The sequence below is a fragment of the Halobacteriovorax sp. genome (assembly GCF_041587335.1).
In the GTDB taxonomy this organism is placed as follows: Bacteria; Bdellovibrionota; Bacteriovoracia; order Bacteriovoracales; family Bacteriovoracaceae; genus Halobacteriovorax.
This window is the reverse complement of sequence record NZ_JBFGYP010000030.1, coordinates 1-16,618: the sequence shown is the minus strand read 5'-3', so window position 1 is coordinate 16,618 and position 16,618 is coordinate 1. Positions and strand designations below refer to the sequence as shown.

Genomic DNA, 16,618 nt, shown 5'->3' with positions numbered 1-16,618 from the left:
AAATTACTATGGAAAGGTTCATTTCTTTTTTTGGGCTATGTTGTATGATTCTAATGGCTTATTTAATGAGCTCAAATAAGAAGAAGGTAGCTTGGAGAACTGTAGTATCAGGAATTGGGCTGCAAATTTTCTTAGGCTTGATAATTCTAAAGACAAGTTTTGGTAAGACTTTTTTCGAGTATGCTCGTTCATTTTTCACTGGAATCTTATCCTACACAAATGAAGGTTCTAAATTCATATTTGGAAGTTTAACTGGAATTGATAAGTTTGGTTTTATCTTCTTCGTACAAGTACTTCCTACGATCCTCTTTATGAGTGCATTAATGTCAATCCTATATCACCTAGGTTTTATGCAAGTAGTGATTCGTTTCATGGCAAGAATTATGGTTAAAATTATGGGAACTTCAGGTGCAGAGTCTTTAGCTGCTGCTGCAAACGTATTTGCAGGACAGACTGAAGCGCCTTTAGTGATTAAACCTTTTATATCTAAAATGACAAAATCAGAATTAATGGCGCTAATGACTGGTGGTATGGCCACTGTTGCTGGTGGTGTTTTAGCTGCTTACGTTGGGTTTGGAATTGATGCTGCTCACTTACTTGCGGCTTCTGTAATGTCAGCACCAGCTGCTCTAGTTTGTGCAAAATTACTTGTTCCTGAAACTGAAGAGTCAAAAACACACGGTGATTTAAAGCTAGATGTTGAAAGTGAAACAGCAAATTTAGTTGACGCTGCTGCTCAGGGAGCAAGTGAAGGACTAAAGCTTGCTCTTAATGTTGGAGCGATGCTCTTAGCTTTTATTGCATTGATTGCGATGTTTAATGGGCTCTTATCTTTTGTTGGTGGGTGGTTTGATTATCCTCAACTATCTATGGAATTAATTTCAGGTTACTTATTTGCACCGGTTGCTTGGTTATTAGGTGTTCCATGGGCAGATTGTCAGATTGTGGGTAGTCTTCTTGGTAAGAAAATGATTTTAAATGAATTTGTAGCATATCTTGATTTAACTAAGGCAATTGGCGAAGGGTCGATATCTCCTAGATCAATTGCTATATCTACATATGCTCTTTGTGGGTTTGCTAACTTTAGCTCTATAGCAATTCAAGTTGGTGGAATTGGTGTTCTCGCTCCGGATAGGAGAAAAGATCTTGCCCAGCTTGGAGTTAAGTCGATGATAGGTGGTACACTAGCTTGTTTCATGACAGCAGCTGTTGCAGGAATGTTTTTATAAGAATTATGAGTAAGGAAATATATGGGTAAGCAATTAGTAATAAATCAAACCCTTAATGAGTGTCGTGCGGCACTTGTTCAAAATGGAGAAATTCTCGACTTTTTAATGGAGAGAATGCGTGAGGGTGTAGATAAAGTTCCTCATGTTGGGGATATATTTAAAGGAAGAGTTTTAAGGGTTCTTCCTGGAATGCAATCAGCTTTCGTAGATATTGGTTGGGAAAAAGCCGCCTTTCTCTATGTAGATGATGCTTATATTCCAACTCTGCAAGAGCAGAGAGAGATGGCCGAAAAAACTAGAAAAATGATTGAATCACAAGAGAGAGTAGGCGAAGTCATCCCTGATGAATTCTCAACATTGAGTGAAACAGTAAATATGCGTTTTCGTCCACAACACGTGACTATTGAAACTTTCTTAAAAGAGGGACAAGAGATACTGGTTCAGATTGCAAAAGAGCCAATCTCTACAAAGGGTCCTCGAATTACGAGACAAATTACTCTTGCTGGTAGACATGTTGTTTTCATGCCTTTTATTGAGCACACAGGTGTTTCAAGAAGAATTGAAAATGAAAAAGAAAGAGAGAGATTAAGAGAGATCTTAGATAATGTTAGGCCAGAAGGTAAGGGTGTAATCGCTAGAACTGTTGCAGAAGGGCAGACTCATAAGACATTAAAATCTGACTTCAATATGCTTGTGAAGATTTGGAAAGATGTTCAAAAGAAAGCTGAAAAAGCAAAACCATCAACTGTTTGTTATAGAGATTTAAGCTTTATTCAAAGGTTGTTGAGAGATATTACAGATGAGGATGTCTCTGAGATCATAACAGACTCTAAAGAAAATCAAAAAGAAGTAGAGAAGTTTACTTCAAAGTATCTGCCTTCTATGAAGGGAAAAACAACTCTTTACAGTGATACAACTCCAATATTTGAAAAGTTTGGTGTTGATATGGAAATTGAAAGAGGGATTAGTAATAAAGTTTTTCTACGATCTGGTGGATCTTTAAATATTGATCAAACAGAAGCTCTTGTCTCAATTGATGTGAACACAGGGAAGTTTGTAGGACGAAAAAATTTAGAAGAAACAATTCTAAGAACTAATATGGAAGCAGTTAAAGAGATTGCTTATCAGTTACGTTTAAGAAATTGTGGTGGGATCATAATAATAGATTTCATCGATATGGAAAAAGAAGAGCATAGAGAGACAGTCTATAACCTGCTTATTGAAGCTCTCAAGAAAGATAGATCAAAAACAAATGTTCTACCTATCTCTGGACTCGGTCTTGTTGAGATGACTAGAAAGAGAACTAGAGATACTTTGACACGTGTTCTATGTGAGCCTTGTCCATATTGTGAAGGTACAGGAAGAGTTAAATCAACTCTTACTGTATGCTACGAATTGATTAGAGAACTCTTAAAAGTCTTAACAAAAGCTACAGGATCAAAGGTCTATATTTATGCCCATCCTGAAGTAACAGCAAGACTGTGTGGTGATGATTTAGATTTAATTGAAAATCTAGAGGAAGGGTATGGAAAGTCTCTTCAAATTAGATCTGAAAATAATTATCACATTGAACAATATGAGATTTTTTCTCAGGAGTATTAAGCTTCACTTTTTAAATGAACTGTAATCCCTTTTCCCCTACGAGAAACAATCTCGATAGGGGTATGTTCAATCTTCTTTTTTATATTTGATATATGCTTATTTAAGTTATTTGATGATTGTTCTTTCCAAATAGTTTTTGATAATTTTTCACGAGATATCTCAATTTTAAAATTCTTAAATAGTGTGTAAAGAATTTCAAACTCAATTTTTGAAAGATTTAAATTATCATCCTTATATGTACCAATTTGAACAGTCTTATCTAAGTACACATCTGAGACTTTAATTATTTTTTGAGATGTTTGAAGATAAATTTGTATGATTTTATTTATTCGCGCTATTTGTTCTTTTGAACTCATATCTTGTAAGAGGATGTCGTCGATTCCACTCTCTAAAAGGGAGAATTTTGTGGACTCTGGCTCAACAGATGAGTCAATATAAGCAATAAGTGGAATCTTATCTTTTATGTGTTTTCTTTTTAACTTTAGAACCTTTTCATTGAGCCTATGGTCAAATAATAATAAAATAGACTCTTTTATAAAGGGCAAATCTTCTTTCAAGTCATTTAATACTTTTACATTGAAGTTTTTTTCTAGGCCCTCTATGAGTGAGGCGTTCTTCAATGGAGTTTTCCCTAAAATATATATATCAAAAGTTGTTTTCATACTAAAAATATAGTTTGCTTTTAAAATAGTGGAAACTTAAGTTCTCTTGACTATGGTTTTGTCTAAGAGGTCTCCTCTTGAGCTTGCTTACTTTAAAAGTGTCCATTATTATTCAAAAATGCTCAAACAAGTATTTATATTCCCATTACCGAAAATCTCTCTGCAGCCTGGTGCACGAAAGCCTCTTAATGTTTTTGAGCCAAGATACTTAAAGATGGTGAAAGATGCTGTGAGTAGGAAAATTCCAATTGCTCTAGCTTACGGGATACGTGACAGTGATGAGACCGTCGATGAGAATTATTTATCTATTTCTCATGAGTCTCTCCCTTCTGTTCGTAGAGTTGTATGTATGGGTGTTCCTGAGATTATTCAAGAATGTAACGATGGATCAATGATTATAATGCTGCAAGGTGAAGGTCGAGGTAGGCTTTTACAAGAAGTAGAATCAGTTGAGCCTTATATTATTTGTGAATACGAAGAATTCTGCGGTTCAAATGAGTTAAGAGATGAGAATATACTTTTACTTAGAAGGCTCAAGACTCAGCTTGAGAAATGGGTTAAGAAAAAAGTTAAGCTCGAGTGTCAAAAGAATATTTTAAACCCGTGTATAACGCAGCCTTGTAAGATAATTGGTCTGTATGCTGAGCTAATGATTGATTCACCTGAAGTTAAACAAGAAGTGTTGGAAATGTCTGATATTAATGACAAGATTCAATACATTGTTTTTAATTGTTAGAAAGAACCTAATTTCAGTGGTTTATCAGGACTAAAGAAAAGTTGCTGGCCATTTACCTTTCCCCCATTTTTTGTTATCTTTTCGAAATATTTTTTGCGTAAATCTCGCTCCATCATTGAATAGATGGGGCCATAAAGTGTCCGGGAGGTTTTTATGATTTATGAATTGGCCATAGTGGCTAAAACTGAAACTACTGAAGAGCAGAGAACTGCTATTCAAACAATGGTTGCAGAAGTTGTTGGTGCAAATGCTGGTGAAGTATTGCTAACTGATGACTGGGGTAACAAGCATTTCGCACAAGCGACATCGAAAGGTGTTAAAACAGGTCATTACCTTTACTTTATTTACTCTGGTAACGGTACAGCTAACCTTGAAATCGAAAGACGTCTTAAGATCAATGAAACTATCATTAAAACTATGATGGTTAAAATTGCTGAGACTGTTGAAGAAGGTACTGAGCTTGCTAAAAAGTTCAAGTCTCCATTTTCTAAGAAATTCAACGGAAGCATCCTTGATGAAAACGATTCTGACAGTGATTTAGAAAAAGACAAGAAGAGATTCTCTAGAAGAAAATCTTGTTGGTTCGCATCTAACAACATCACTCCAGATTGGAAAGATCCTAAAACTTACGCTTGGTTAATTAACGAATTTGGTAAGATTAATCCAGGTCGTGTTTCTGGTATTAGCCGTAAAGCTCACAGACTTGCAGACAATGCAATTAAAAGAGCGAGAAACATGGGTGTTGTAAGTCATATTACAAATACTTTAGCTGAATAATTTTAGGTATTGATTGTAAGATGAATAACCAAAACGACGATAACAATTACACAAAAACTACTAGGGGATCTGATTCAGATCTTCGTCAGAAAGTTTTTGGTCAATTGACAACTGGGAAGTTGCTATTTTTAGCTCTTATCTCGTTGCTATTGTCTGTTGCGGGACCATTGTTCGTATTTGCACCTGTTCCATTAAGTATTGCATTTTTACTTTATGGAAAAGGAAAGACTTGGAGTCTTGTCGGAGCAACAATAGTGATTATATTAGCAGGCTCTTATGCTTTTGCTGATATTGCTAGTGTTCGCATGATGAGTATTTACTTCTTAGTCGCTTCTATAGTTGCATTTTTAACGGCAAGGGTAGTTTGGAAAAAGGAAAACCCTGTTTCTGGATTACTTAAGAATGGTTTTTCTGTATTTGCAATTATGGCCTTAATTTTTGGTACATTTGTTCTTGTTTCAGGGAAGTCTACTGTAGACATTTTCACTGAATCGGTTGTTCTCGTTGGGGATAGCTTAAAGACAAGTAAAGGTTTTGATGAATTTCTAGCAGAAGGCGGAGAGCAAGCCGTTGCCATGAAATATATAATCGATAAACCAAAAGAAGTAGCGATAACAGTTTTAAAGATGACATTCGCAATTGCGTTTGTTGGAACATTTTTTATTTTTTGGATTTCGCAATTTATGCTGATGAGAAACTCTCTTATCTGGCGTCAGTTCTACGAGTATCCTTATAAGATGAAAGACCTTGTTCGCTTTAAAGTTCCTGAGCATTTTGTTTATGCTCTCATTGTGGCCATGGCGCTTATTCCTTTAGGGACTTATGTTCTTAAAAATGAGCTTGTGGAAACTATTGGTTGGAATGTTGTTTACTCTTTGGGGATCTTTTATTTCTTTCAAGGTTTTGGAATTATTTCTGACGCGCTAGATACTTACGGTATATTTGGATTTTTTAGAAGTATAATTGTTATTCTATCAATATTTATGGGTTACCAGGCGGTAACAATATTGGGGATAGCTGATATATGGATAGATTTTAGAAAATTCTTAAAAAAAAAGAATAAAATAGAGGAGATATAATATGAAGGTGATCTTAACAGAAAGAGTAAAAACTCTTGGTAATGTTGGTGAGATCGTAAATGTTTCTCAAGGGTACGGAAGAAACTATTTGTTACCAAATAGACTTGCGGTACTTGCTGATGATTCAAATACAAAGCAACTTAACCACCAACAAAAAGTTCTTGCAAAAAAGATGGAAGGACAAAAAGCAACAGCAGTAGCTGGAGCTAAAAAAGTAGAAGGAATAACTCTTGAATTCGTAAGAAGAGTTGCTGGTTCTGGTAAACTTTTTGGTACAGTTTCTAACTTAGAAATTTCAAAAGAACTTGAAGCTCAAGGAATTGAAGTTGAAAAGAGAATGATTGTTGTTCCTAACCCAATTAAAGCAATTGGAACTTTTGATGCAACTGCAAAGCTATTCGAAGGTGTTGAAGCAAACTTCAAGGTAAATGTTACTCTTGATCCTGCTCAAGCTGAAGAAATGAAGAAAAAGCAAGAAGATGCAGATAAGAAGAAAGAAGCAGCAGCAGCAGCAGCGGCTCTTGCAAAAGAAAATGGCGAAGAAGAAGTTACTGAAGAAGTTAAAGAACTTACTGAAGAAGAAAAACTTAAAGAAGAAGCCAACAGAATCTTAAGATCTTAAGATTTAGTCCAGATTTTTTGTAACGTATGTTACATCTAAGGCCCAAGGTTAACCCCTTGGGCCTATATTTATAAAAAGTAAAAAATCTAATTTCTGGAGACTCCAATGGAAAATAATATTAAACAATTACCCCATGATCTACTTGCGGAAAAATCTCTGCTTGGATGTTTAATTATTGATGGAAACTCTTTTGATGAAATGAGTGATTTAAAGCTCAAGGGTGAAGATTTCTATCATCCTCAGTATGGGGTTATTTATGAAGCAATTGCTGATCTAAATAGTGGAAACCAGCCAATTGACTTTGTAACTGTATGTTCAAAATTAACAGAATTAGGAAAGCTTGAAGCGGTTGGTGGACAATCTTCTGTGATGGAAATTGTTGAAGATCAAGCTTCCGCTGCAAATATATATCATTACGCAAAAGTTGTTAAAGATAAGTCTGGAATGAGAGAAGTGATCAGGACAGCTGAGAGAGTGGCCTCAATGGGTTATGATTTTGGTGGAAAATCTGAAGACTTTATTCAAGAAGTTGAGTCGAGTTTCTTTAAACTTACAAATGAGGCTAAGTCTGGAAAGATGCAAAAGCTAAACTCTTGTTTGAAGCTTAACTTAAAAGAGCTAGAAGATACTTCACGAGTTGCTGGAGAGATTAATGGTCTTCCTACAGGTTATCCAAAATTGGATGAGATGCTTTTAGGAATGCAGCCTGGTCAGCTTATTGTTCTTGCTGCTCGTCCGGCAATGGGAAAGACTGCCCTTGCTCTAAATATTGCTCAAAATGCTTGTGCAACTTCTGGCCTACCAGTCGCCGTTTTCTCTCTGGAGATGTTATCGAATGAACTTTCGATGAGACTACTATCTCAAAAGTCTAAAGTGGATTCTAAGAGAATTAGGCAAAAGAATTTCTTAGATACTGACCTTCGTAGTATTGGAAAAGCAGTTCAAGAGTTATCACAATATCCAATTTTTATAAACGACTCTGGTGATTCAACTATTTTAGATATTCAATCTCAGTGTCGTAAGATTAAGACTGAGCAGGGAATTGGTTTAATTATCATTGATTACCTTCAGTTAATGAATTCTCATACAAAGAACCCTTCAAGAGAGCAGCAGATCTCAGAAATGTCGAGGGGACTTAAGTCTATGGCCAAGGAACTAGGTTGTCCGGTTATAGCACTTTCTCAGCTTAACCGTGGTGTTGAGTCGAGACCAAATAAGAGACCAATGACAAGTGACCTTCGTGAGTCTGGTGCAATTGAGCAGGATGCGGATATTATCATGTTCGTTTATAGGGATGAGTACTATAACCCTGATACAAAAGAGCCTGGAATCGCTGAAATTATTGTAGGTAAGAACAGGGCCGGAGAGACGGGAACAGCAAAACTTTCATGGATAGGTCCATATACAAGTTTTGAAAACCCAGCTTTTAATATAGATAACGAAAACTAAATATGTGGTCAGTATTTTGGCTTGGTGATAAATTTGTTAAATACACCAGGCCAAGCTTTGCTCGATTATTCTTCTTAAATCATTCCATTGATCTTCTCTCAGGTGATTCCAGCGAAATTAGTATAGATGACTTCATTCGTAGAATGGAAGAGAGTAAGCCAAATCTAGACTCTATTAGATCCCAAAATAAATATGTATCCCACCTCTTCTATGAGCTTGGGGAAATCTTTAGTGATACCTCAACTCCTGACGAGGCTCTTCCACTTGCTATAGAAATTGAATATACAGAGAGTTGTGATTGGGAGCCAATTCAAGGAGTCCCTAGTCTAGATGTAATACCAGTGAGTGCCGTCTCAAAGGTTGCGTATCAAGAGTCTTTTGAGAAGGGCTTTAAGCACCTTACGCGTGGAGACTGTTATCAGTTTAACTTAACCTTTCCCTTTAGCTATAGGTGGGAGAGGTCACTTAGCGCTGAAGAGATTTGCTCTAAACTTTGGACTAAAATAGAAAGTAGATCTCCCTATGCTCATGGAACTTATATTCCAGCTATCGACAAACTTTTCCTAAGTAACTCCCCGGAGTGTCTATTTCAAGGAAGTCTAAAAAAGGGAGAGTCAAAAGTCTGGTCAATGCCCATCAAGGGAACTCTTGAGAGAGGAAAAGACTGGCGTAAGTCTTGGAAGCTCTTAAAGGCCTCTAGAAAGGATCAAGGTGAGTTAAATATGATAACGGACCTGTTGAGAAATGACCTAACTAGAATTGATCTTCAGGCCTCTAGAGTTGTTAGAAAGTGTGCTCCACTTCTTGTTCCAGGAATTATTCATCAATACTCGGTTATAGAAACAAGGCTGAGAGAGGAGACTTCTCTCCTAAGTATTTTGAGCGCCATGTTTCCAGGGGGAAGTATCACGGGAGCTCCGAAAAAAAATGTGATGAAGATCTTAAAAAAGATAGAGTCAGTACCAAGGGGCTTTTACTGTGGAAGCACTGTCCTTTTAGACAATGATATTTTTGCAGCCTCCATAAATATTCGCTCAGCTGAAATTGACCTAAAGTCCAGAATGATGCACTACCACGCAGGCGGGGGCATAACGCTACTTAGCAAAGTAGATGAAGAGTATCTGGAGATGTGTTTAAAGAAGGATAGCTTTGTAAGAAATCTCTAAATGCTGCGCTACAATTACCTGACTATTTTTCTTATTATCATGTAAAATCAACAATTTATAGTTACATTCATAATCTAATAAAGTCTTACAATTCGCTGTAAGAACACTCATTTATTTGACATGGTTAAATCAGGATAAGTATCATTTTTATGCACCATAAAAAACATGGGCCTTCGGCATGGACAGGTCTTTCTAATATTAAGAATAAGATAATCTTAAATATTAGGGGATAGCTGAAGTAGGTACAAAGGAGTGTAGAGATGACGCAACAGACTTTAGCCAGTACGGCAGAAAAGAATTTAAAATCGACCAGTACGGAAGAGATGGTTTCGTTTTCAACTCTTTCTGAAATGACAGGATTTCCAATTGATTTTATCAAGAAGGAACTTTTGTTAGATGAGGAACCTGTTTCTATGTCCAAGCTTAGAGAATCGATGGCCATTTACTTGGAATCGACAATAGAACACGTTAGAGGTTGATGACATTCTTAAGCCTTGGGCGGGGAAACATAGGAATTGTTTTCAATTTAAGAATAGACATCTAAATTAATGACCCGGCTTCGGCCGGGTTTTTTGTGACAAATTTTCCTATCAAACTTCTCTTTAAAAATTTATTTCTTTTATTAAATAGCTAAAGACTTTGTAATCATTCAGAGACTAAGAATTTAGGCCTTTCTTTACTAATATTATACTTGTAAAAAATTCAGAATAGCTATCTAATAGCTCTAATTGGTGGTTTAAACCGCCTCGGCCATATAGGTCATTTGGAGAATATATGAAAAAGTTAACTTGGGCAGCTTTCTTCTTAGTATCACTAACTTCTTTTGGGAAGACTAGTACTATCGAATGTATCAATGCTCATGCAGCTAGTAGCAAGATTAAGCTAGAGCTGTTAAGTGGAGAGGCCGCAAGAGCGACTATCCAAGATGGTAAAAAAAGTAGAAACGAGTTGTTAGAGGTTGTTTCTAAGTCTAGAGATGGAATTTTCTTTAAGACTGAGAAAGGCTCATTATTGAAGCTGGCTTCAGTAGACAATTCTATCGAGCTAAGTCAGGTTGCAAATGCTTTTGACGTAAATTACGAATCTGCAACTTGTAGAATTTAAATAGTATCTAGGTAGGTTTTATCCTACCTAGAATGAAGTTTTGAATTAGCCTATAATGAGTGAATGAAAATCTTTCTAGCACTACTCATTTTTTACACTCCTTTGTCCTTTGCTGAAAAGGCTCCTCTTTTAAAGAAATTAAAATGCTCTGATGCAGTCTTTAAGGCTATATCTTCACTTGGTGAACCTAAAGAGTGGAAAAAGAACTTAGACAGTACAGTTTCCACTGATTTTGAAAGTGGTGGAAATGTTCAAGTTGAAGTAGGGGCCAATAAGTCTATGGTCTCCTCTGCTCAAAATGGAGTGAGTTTAAAGTTAGAGTTTTCAGCACCTGACTGTAAAATGAAGGTACTAAAGATCTCCTCTTCTAATGGAGGTTTTCTTGACCGTGACCTTGATCTTTTATTAAAGAAAGAGAAGATGGGTGTCATTTACCTCTGGTCTCCGCATATGTCTCTATCTGTTTATGAGCTTGTTGAGATGAAGAAATACCTATCATCATTAAAAATTCCAGTAACTATTCTCTTAGATTTAAATGCGGATATTGATCTTGCAAATAAGTCTATTCAAAAATTTGATCTACCCTTAGATTACTTAAAAAGAATGAATTCAAGAAAGCTTGAAGCATTTGGCGCAACTATTCATTATCCAAGTACCATTTTTTATAAAGAAGGTGAGCTCATTAAGAGAGTTCCTGGCTTTAATGGTAAGAAGTCATTGCAAGATTTGATAAAGAAGTATCTTGGTGTAGCACTTTGAAATTTCCGCTCTTAATCTTTCTTGTTTCTATTTCCCTAAATGCAAAAGTAGATAAGAGTTTATGCAACTTAGATGACAATAGAGTATTGAAAAGAATTACACCAAGGTATAAACCAAATTACTTTTTTAAAACATCTCCTGATGGAAGATATATTTTCTATATTGGTAATAATCAAAATTGGAGATTAGATACTCAAACTGGCGAGGAGTTGCTAATCCCTGGTTCTGCTGATCCTGTTCCGAGTGTTGATGGGAAGGTCATGACTTCAATAAACTGGAGAGTTCCTAGGAAGCAGGATTGGAGCTTAAATCTGATTCCTATGGAGAATTGGGATATTAAAAGAGACTTCTCTGGAAACTCTGACTATAGGTCAGTAACAACTGATACGAATACAAGAAGAACATACCAAAGTGTTGGAACTCTTGGAAATGATCGCTATAGAATTTTAAGCTACGATGAAGGTATAAGTAGTGTGGTCCTAAGAGATTATTCTTTAATTGAGAATACTTTTGGAACGCACTCCGCGAGTGATAATGTACAAAATCTACCACAGCTTCGACTTCCAATGATATCTAAAGATGGTAGGGAGTTTTCTGGCCTAGATATAGAGTCAAATCAAACAGTTATTTATAAAATAGATGAGGGTGGTAGTAGCAGTAAGGAAGTTGAAAGATTAGAGTTTCCTTCTGGTAAAGCAGACTTTAGTGAAGATAATAGTAAAATCGTTTTCCATGTTACTGAAACCGTCAGCCAAAAAGATTTTAACCCAAACGCTAGAGAAGTACTTATGCCACCAACCTTTAATAATAAGGCAGAAGTAAGAAATGTATTTGTTTATGATAGAAAGACTAAGTCCGTTTCACCAGTAACTCAAAATAAAAGAGGAAACTCTTACTATCCTGTTTTCTTAGAAGATAATCGCATTGTTTACCTCGATCAAAGAGGGGACGATTTGAGCTTTGTATACAGCTCTTTTCCAAAAGTTGTTCCAAAGTCAGTCGATAAGGCCAGAGAATGTTTTGAAGGAAGTAATTTTGATGACTCCATTCGTAAACTTGCTGAAAATTGGCAAAATGTTTGTACTGACTGGGAGGGAAGTAGTGGAGCAAATAAAGTTATGGTTTTGAATATATCTGATGAGTTATGTCAGCAAATTGCAGAGCAATCAAAAGATCAAGATATTGCTCTTATGTGTGAGGCCTTAAAGAAATCTGAAATAAAGAGACCAAAAATAGCAAAGACAGAAAATAAGTTTAAAAAAATGGTAAAAGTAAAATGCATGATTTGCCATCAAGGGAATATTCCTTTCTTCGATAAAGAGAAAATTAAGACTCATAAAAGTGAAATCTTAAAAAGAATCAATTCTACAGACTCAAGTATTAGAATGCCTCTCGGGGGAGAGCTCTCTAAGAGTGAGAAGATAGAATTCGCAAACTATCTCAACTCTCTCTAGTATCCGAGACGTTTACTCAGTGATCACTAGGTAAAAGCTATCATAGCGAAAATACATGAAAACTTACCTATAATAAAAGAATAGAACTATTTGAACTTTGAGGAAGTTTATTTAATTAACCTTAAAGAGACTCGTAGAATTTCCGATAGTTAGACTATAAATACAATCACAAGGAAGTTGATTATGGATATAGCATCCATTATTGGTTTGGTTGTAGCAACCGCTGCAATCCTAGGTTCGATTCTCGTTGGTGGGGATCTTGGTATATTCATTGATATACCTTCAACACTAGTTGTTGGTCTCGGTCTAATCGGGGTTACCTTCTTTAAATGGCCAATGGAAGTTCTAAAAAATATCGTTGCCTTCGCTATGAAGGGATTCTTTTTTTCACCTAGTGATCCAAAAAGTACAATAGAAGAGATTGGAAATCTGGCAGAAACTGCAAGAAGAGAGTCGGTATTTGCTCTAGAAAAAGTTCCAATTGATGATCCATTCTTAAAAAAAGCAATGACACTTGCCGCAGATAATAGACCGCCTGAAGTAATTGCTTCAATTCTACAGTTAGAGATTGATGCAATGATTGAACGTCATAAAGTAGGTGTGGATGTATTTGGTGGGATGGCAGACGATGGTCCGGCGATGGGAATGATTGGGACCCTGATTGGTCTGGTTCAGATGCTTCAGAACCTTTCTGATCCATCAGCAATTGGTCCCGCCATGGCCGTAGCCCTTCTTACAACATTCTACGGTGCAATTATTGCAAACGTTTTATGTAACCCTTTAAAAAATAAAATTGCGTATAGATCAGGGCTTGAAACCACAAAGATGAATATTATAATTGCTGGGACTCTAGGTATTGTTGCCGGAGAGAACCCTCGTTTAATTAAAGAGAAGCTAAATGCATTCCTACCACCTGCTCAAAGAGATAGTGGTAATGAAGAGGCTGCAGCAGAATAAGATTATAATCGTTATGGAAGACGAGGTTTATTATGGCTGAAGAAGCTGAAAACAATGCTGGCGGTGGAGAAGATGCTCCACAACCAGAAGAAACTAAATGTCCTGAGTGTCCCCCTGGCCTTCCCGGCTGGATGGCCACATTCTCAGATCTTGTTACGCTCTTACTGACATTCTTTGTTCTCTTACTTTCATTTGCTAAGACTGAAACTGCTAAATATGAAGCAGCACTAGGTTCAATTCGAGATGCATTTGGTGGAAATGTACTAAAACATGGAGAAGTTATTCAAAGAGGGAAGTCTCCTGATGATTCTCCGACTATGATTGACTCACAAGATCCTGTAAGGCCTTTTCCTATTGATTTTCTAACGATGGAAGGAATCTTAGATAAACATGAAATTAATAGAGAGTCCGACGAAGAATTAAAAACAATGAAGAATGATCTCTATGAGTATAATCTGTCAGATTCTGTGGATATTTACGAAATGCCTGAAGGTATTAAAGTAAAAGTTAAAGATAAAATATATTTTAAATATGGAACTCTAGAGATTGATAACTCTCAGGTCTCTATTGATGTCTATTCGCGACTTGTTACATTACTTTCAAATAAAGATTGGTCTGTATTTGTACAGGGGTATGCTAGTCGAGGTGAAGTTTCTAAAGACAAGACTAAGGATGCCTACGAGCTCTCTGCTGCTAGGGCGAGTGCTGTAACTAGATCTCTAGTTAGAAGAGGGGTGAAACCTGACCAAATAACAACTGTCTTCTATGGAGATATTCGACCTGAGAATATACCTGGAAGAAGTCAGGCCGAAATAGAGAAAGCATCTAGACGTGTAGACTTTATTTTGAGAAAAAGAGATCTAAATACTGAAGGTCATAAGGTCAATGCTAGATAAAAACTTTTGCACATTAAAACCATATAAGTCATTAGAGGAGCTCCTAACTAAGGAGCTCTTTTTTTCTAAATCTCTTATTAAGAAGTTTCTTTCTAAGAGAAAACTTCAATATAGTCTAAAAGAAAGAGATGAAATTCTTATTCCTTATGAGATTTTAAATAGTGGATATATTAATCCAGTCTATTCAGGCGAAGAGATTCAAGTCCTCAAAGAAGATGAGAACTTCATTGCTGTTAATAAGCCTGCTGGAATTCATGGCCATGCACATAATTACAGTGAAACAAACACAGTCCTAAATTTTATTCGATCAGAAAAAAACTTTCCCGTCTTTCTCCAGAAGTCCGCAGAAGCTGAGTCGAACTTGCTTTACCGCTTAGATAGAGAAACTAGCGGGGTTTTAATATTTGCTAAAAATATGAAATCATTTAAAAGTGTACGAGGATCATTTGCAGAGAGCGCCAAAGAGAAAACATATCTGGCAGTAGTTAGTGGAAAGTTTGATCAAGAGGGTGACCATGAGCACTACCTCGAGAGTTTTGGTGAAAAAGGCTCAAAGATGAGAACATCTGAAAGTGGAAATAAAAAAGTTAGAATAGCTACCAAGCTAGTGAATTATAATAGTGAAAAAGATATATCCCTTTTAGAGGTTAGGTTAGGTCAAGGTGTTAGACACCAGATCAGGTGTCAATTGAGCGCTATTGGTTTTCCTATATTAGGCGATGACTTATACGGAGGGCAACTTAGTGAAAGGCTCTTTCTCCACGCTTATAAGTATAAAATAGAGCTTGATAGTTCTAGTTTTGAAGCAGAATCAAAAGAAGAGAAGTTATTTCTTAGTCTCTTTGACTTGAACAGTTGCCTTTAGATGCTCCTTTATTAAGTCTGTTGACTTAATTGTAGAGAGCTTTATAAGAAATCTACCTTCAGTAATAGCATTAATTTCAAATTTAGAATGATTCATTCTAACTCTCACAATATCAGTTCTTTCTAAGCTATCACTTGGTGAGTTCTTAGCGATGAGAATTAAATCATTTGCTAGGTCCCTATACATAATAGCTCTTAAATTCTCTACATCCTTATAGCTACCTTCATCAATAGCGAGGTTGATTGAAACTATGAGGTTATTCCCTTTGCAACTAGAACTCCAATTAGATGGAATTCTTTTGTTTAGCATGACTCCTACTGCCTTACAGGAGCTGGCTGTCATGCTCTCTCTACGAGACTGCAGCAGTCCTTTATCTCTAAGTTGAAAAAGGAAGAGGGCCATGAGTAGAAGGCCAACCATTAAAATAGGGTATTTTGTCAGTAATTTCGATGCCATAGACATATTATGCACTCTTTTTTAATAAAAATCACTAAAGAGCTTTGAAAGAATAGCCGACAAGATTGGTAAGTTATTTAGATAGTCTTTTATTAAGGAAATATTAATGCACAATAACTCACTGATTTTAAAGGAAGAATTCTGGACATTCCTTACTTGTCTAGAGAATCTCAACGAGCCAATGCCTTTAAAACAATTTTTAAATCTTTCAGAAATTGATGTAAATGTATTTTCTGAAGCCGTATCATTTTTAAAAAATCTTAACTACTTTGTTGATGTTTCTGAATATGAGGGAAAAAACTACATTCATCCAGTCAAAGCTGATCAGATGATATCTATGCAGTTAACCTTTAAAGAATGGTTAGCATTTCAAGCTCACTTTCCAAAAATGGAAGAGGAGAAGGGATCTGCTCACTATGAAATATTAAGTGATAAGTTGAGTGAAGTCGAAACAGAGTACTCATCGCATAATCTCTTTAATGCAATTCATGATGAAGAGACGAGATTTCAACTTCTAGAGAATCTTGACTTAAAGCATAGAAACTTTCTAAAGAAAACTGAACATGCAATGAGTGAAGATCATGCATTAAATATTCAGTTACATGATAAAAGAAATATAGACTTCTATCCAAGAAAAGCCGTCTTCCTAGAGGGAGAGCTTTGTCTTGTTGGAGAAGACTGTAATGATAGGTGTTTAATCTATTTTAATATTCTTGAAATTCATAAAATAAATACAAATTTTGAAACTAGCTATAGTCCTAATTTTAGCTCTATTGAAATTAATGATTTTGTCTCAGCTGTGCGA

The 16,618-nt window shown here is 36.0% G+C and carries 18 protein-coding genes; 16 read left to right on the top strand and 2 right to left on the bottom strand.

All coding sequences use genetic code 11. The features are described from left to right. Positions 1-8 precede the first annotated feature (8 nt). On the top strand, positions 9-1,229 hold the full coding sequence (locus ABX784_RS06705; RefSeq protein ID WP_372654081.1) for a NupC/NupG family nucleoside CNT transporter: 1,221 nt from the start codon (positions 9-11) through the stop codon (positions 1,227-1,229). A 21-nt stretch (positions 1,230-1,250) separates the two neighbouring features. After that, complete coding sequence (locus ABX784_RS06700) at positions 1,251-2,831, top strand: ribonuclease E/G (protein WP_372654079.1); 1,581 nt, start codon at positions 1,251-1,253, stop codon at positions 2,829-2,831. Here ABX784_RS06700 and ABX784_RS06695 read toward each other — a convergent pair. Then, on the bottom strand, positions 2,828-3,493 hold the full coding sequence (locus ABX784_RS06695) for a response regulator transcription factor (protein ID WP_372654077.1): 666 nt from the start codon (positions 3,491-3,493) through the stop codon (positions 2,828-2,830). The genes ABX784_RS06700 and ABX784_RS06695 overlap by 4 nt on opposite strands. 58 nt (positions 3,494-3,551) lie before the next feature. On the opposite strand from ABX784_RS06695, the gene ABX784_RS06690 reads away from it, so the two are divergent. The 13 genes from ABX784_RS06690 to ABX784_RS06630 all read left to right on the top strand — a co-directional run bounded on the left by ABX784_RS06690 (position 3,552) and on the right by ABX784_RS06630 (position 15,357). Further along, entirely contained in the window at positions 3,552-4,229 is a 678-nt protein-coding gene (locus ABX784_RS06690) for an LON peptidase substrate-binding domain-containing protein (RefSeq protein ID WP_372654075.1), read from the top strand. 153 nt (positions 4,230-4,382) lie between these two features. Then, a complete protein-coding gene (gene rpsR, locus ABX784_RS06685) occupies positions 4,383-5,006 on the top strand; it encodes a 30S ribosomal protein S18 (RefSeq protein WP_372654071.1) in 624 nt (207 codons plus the stop codon). A gap of 20 nt (positions 5,007-5,026) precedes the next feature. Further along, the gene (locus tag ABX784_RS06680) at positions 5,027-6,085 is read left to right on the top strand and encodes a DUF2232 domain-containing protein (protein WP_372654070.1); all 1,059 of its coding nucleotides are present in this window, start codon (positions 5,027-5,029) and stop codon (positions 6,083-6,085) included. Position 6,086: 1 nt separating this feature from the next. Further along, a complete protein-coding gene (gene rplI, locus ABX784_RS06675) occupies positions 6,087-6,707 on the top strand; it encodes a 50S ribosomal protein L9 (RefSeq protein ID WP_372654068.1) in 621 nt (206 codons plus the stop codon). A 105-nt stretch (positions 6,708-6,812) separates the two neighbouring features. Beyond that, positions 6,813-8,156 carry a replicative DNA helicase gene (gene dnaB / locus ABX784_RS06670; protein ID WP_372654066.1) on the top strand — a complete coding sequence of 448 codons (1,344 nt, stop codon included), beginning with the start codon at positions 6,813-6,815 and terminating at the stop codon, positions 8,154-8,156. A gap of 2 nt (positions 8,157-8,158) precedes the next feature. Continuing rightward, complete coding sequence (locus ABX784_RS06665) at positions 8,159-9,322, top strand: chorismate-binding protein (RefSeq protein WP_372654065.1); 1,164 nt, start codon at positions 8,159-8,161, stop codon at positions 9,320-9,322. Between the two features lie 260 nt (positions 9,323-9,582). Continuing rightward, on the top strand, positions 9,583-9,801 hold the full coding sequence (locus tag ABX784_RS06660; RefSeq protein WP_372654064.1) for a hypothetical protein: 219 nt from the start codon (positions 9,583-9,585) through the stop codon (positions 9,799-9,801). 295 nt (positions 9,802-10,096) lie between these two features. Beyond that, on the top strand, positions 10,097-10,426 hold the full coding sequence (locus ABX784_RS06655; protein WP_372654062.1) for a hypothetical protein: 330 nt from the start codon (positions 10,097-10,099) through the stop codon (positions 10,424-10,426). A 63-nt stretch (positions 10,427-10,489) separates the two neighbouring features. Continuing rightward, complete coding sequence (locus tag ABX784_RS06650; RefSeq protein WP_372654061.1) at positions 10,490-11,185, top strand: hypothetical protein; 696 nt, start codon at positions 10,490-10,492, stop codon at positions 11,183-11,185. After that, positions 11,182-12,639, top strand: coding sequence for a hypothetical protein (locus ABX784_RS06645; protein WP_372654059.1), 1,458 nt, complete (start codon positions 11,182-11,184; stop codon positions 12,637-12,639). Before ABX784_RS06650 ends, ABX784_RS06645 begins: the two co-directional genes overlap by 4 nt. A gap of 183 nt (positions 12,640-12,822) precedes the next feature. Further along, entirely contained in the window at positions 12,823-13,596 is a 774-nt protein-coding gene (locus ABX784_RS06640) for a motility protein A (RefSeq protein WP_372654057.1), read from the top strand. A gap of 32 nt (positions 13,597-13,628) precedes the next feature. After that, positions 13,629-14,492, top strand: a complete 864-nt coding sequence (locus tag ABX784_RS06635) for a flagellar motor protein MotB (RefSeq protein ID WP_372654056.1) — start codon at positions 13,629-13,631, stop codon at positions 14,490-14,492. Beyond that, on the top strand, positions 14,482-15,357 hold the full coding sequence (locus tag ABX784_RS06630; RefSeq protein WP_372654054.1) for an RluA family pseudouridine synthase: 876 nt from the start codon (positions 14,482-14,484) through the stop codon (positions 15,355-15,357). The genes ABX784_RS06635 and ABX784_RS06630 overlap by 11 nt, the downstream gene beginning before the upstream one ends. On the opposite strand, the gene ABX784_RS06625 is transcribed toward ABX784_RS06630, so the two are convergent. Continuing rightward, the gene (locus ABX784_RS06625) at positions 15,319-15,813 is read right to left on the bottom strand and encodes a hypothetical protein (protein ID WP_372654052.1); all 495 of its coding nucleotides are present in this window, start codon (positions 15,811-15,813) and stop codon (positions 15,319-15,321) included. The genes ABX784_RS06630 and ABX784_RS06625 overlap by 39 nt on opposite strands. A 106-nt stretch (positions 15,814-15,919) precedes the next feature. On the opposite strand from ABX784_RS06625, the gene ABX784_RS06620 reads away from it, so the two are divergent. Next, a partial coding sequence (locus tag ABX784_RS06620; protein ID WP_372654051.1) for a hypothetical protein occupies positions 15,920-16,618 on the top strand: 699 nt, incomplete at its 3' end.

Bases quoted from the DNA above. Each gene is read 5' to 3' on its own strand.
- ABX784_RS06705 (WP_372654081.1), top strand. From the start codon at position 9: ATGGAAAGGTTCATTTCTTTTTTTGGGCTATGTTGTATGATTCTAATG.
- ABX784_RS06700 (WP_372654079.1), top strand. From the start codon at position 1,251: ATGGGTAAGCAATTAGTAATAAATCAAACCCTTAATGAGTGTCGTGCG.
- ABX784_RS06695 (WP_372654077.1), bottom strand. From the start codon at position 3,493: ATGAAAACAACTTTTGATATATATATTTTAGGGAAAACTCCATTGAAG.
- rpsR (WP_372654071.1), top strand. From the start codon at position 4,383: ATGATTTATGAATTGGCCATAGTGGCTAAAACTGAAACTACTGAAGAG.
- ABX784_RS06680 (WP_372654070.1), top strand. From the start codon at position 5,027: ATGAATAACCAAAACGACGATAACAATTACACAAAAACTACTAGGGGA.
- rplI (WP_372654068.1), top strand. From the start codon at position 6,087: ATGAAGGTGATCTTAACAGAAAGAGTAAAAACTCTTGGTAATGTTGGT.
- dnaB (WP_372654066.1), top strand. From the start codon at position 6,813: ATGGAAAATAATATTAAACAATTACCCCATGATCTACTTGCGGAAAAA.
- ABX784_RS06665 (WP_372654065.1), top strand. From the start codon at position 8,159: ATGTGGTCAGTATTTTGGCTTGGTGATAAATTTGTTAAATACACCAGG.
- ABX784_RS06660 (WP_372654064.1), top strand. From the start codon at position 9,583: ATGACGCAACAGACTTTAGCCAGTACGGCAGAAAAGAATTTAAAATCG.
- ABX784_RS06655 (WP_372654062.1), top strand. From the start codon at position 10,097: ATGAAAAAGTTAACTTGGGCAGCTTTCTTCTTAGTATCACTAACTTCT.
- ABX784_RS06650 (WP_372654061.1), top strand. From the start codon at position 10,490: ATGAAAATCTTTCTAGCACTACTCATTTTTTACACTCCTTTGTCCTTT.
- ABX784_RS06640 (WP_372654057.1), top strand. From the start codon at position 12,823: ATGGATATAGCATCCATTATTGGTTTGGTTGTAGCAACCGCTGCAATC.
- ABX784_RS06635 (WP_372654056.1), top strand. From the start codon at position 13,629: ATGGCTGAAGAAGCTGAAAACAATGCTGGCGGTGGAGAAGATGCTCCA.
- ABX784_RS06630 (WP_372654054.1), top strand. From the start codon at position 14,482: ATGCTAGATAAAAACTTTTGCACATTAAAACCATATAAGTCATTAGAG.
- ABX784_RS06625 (WP_372654052.1), bottom strand. From the start codon at position 15,813: ATGGCATCGAAATTACTGACAAAATACCCTATTTTAATGGTTGGCCTT.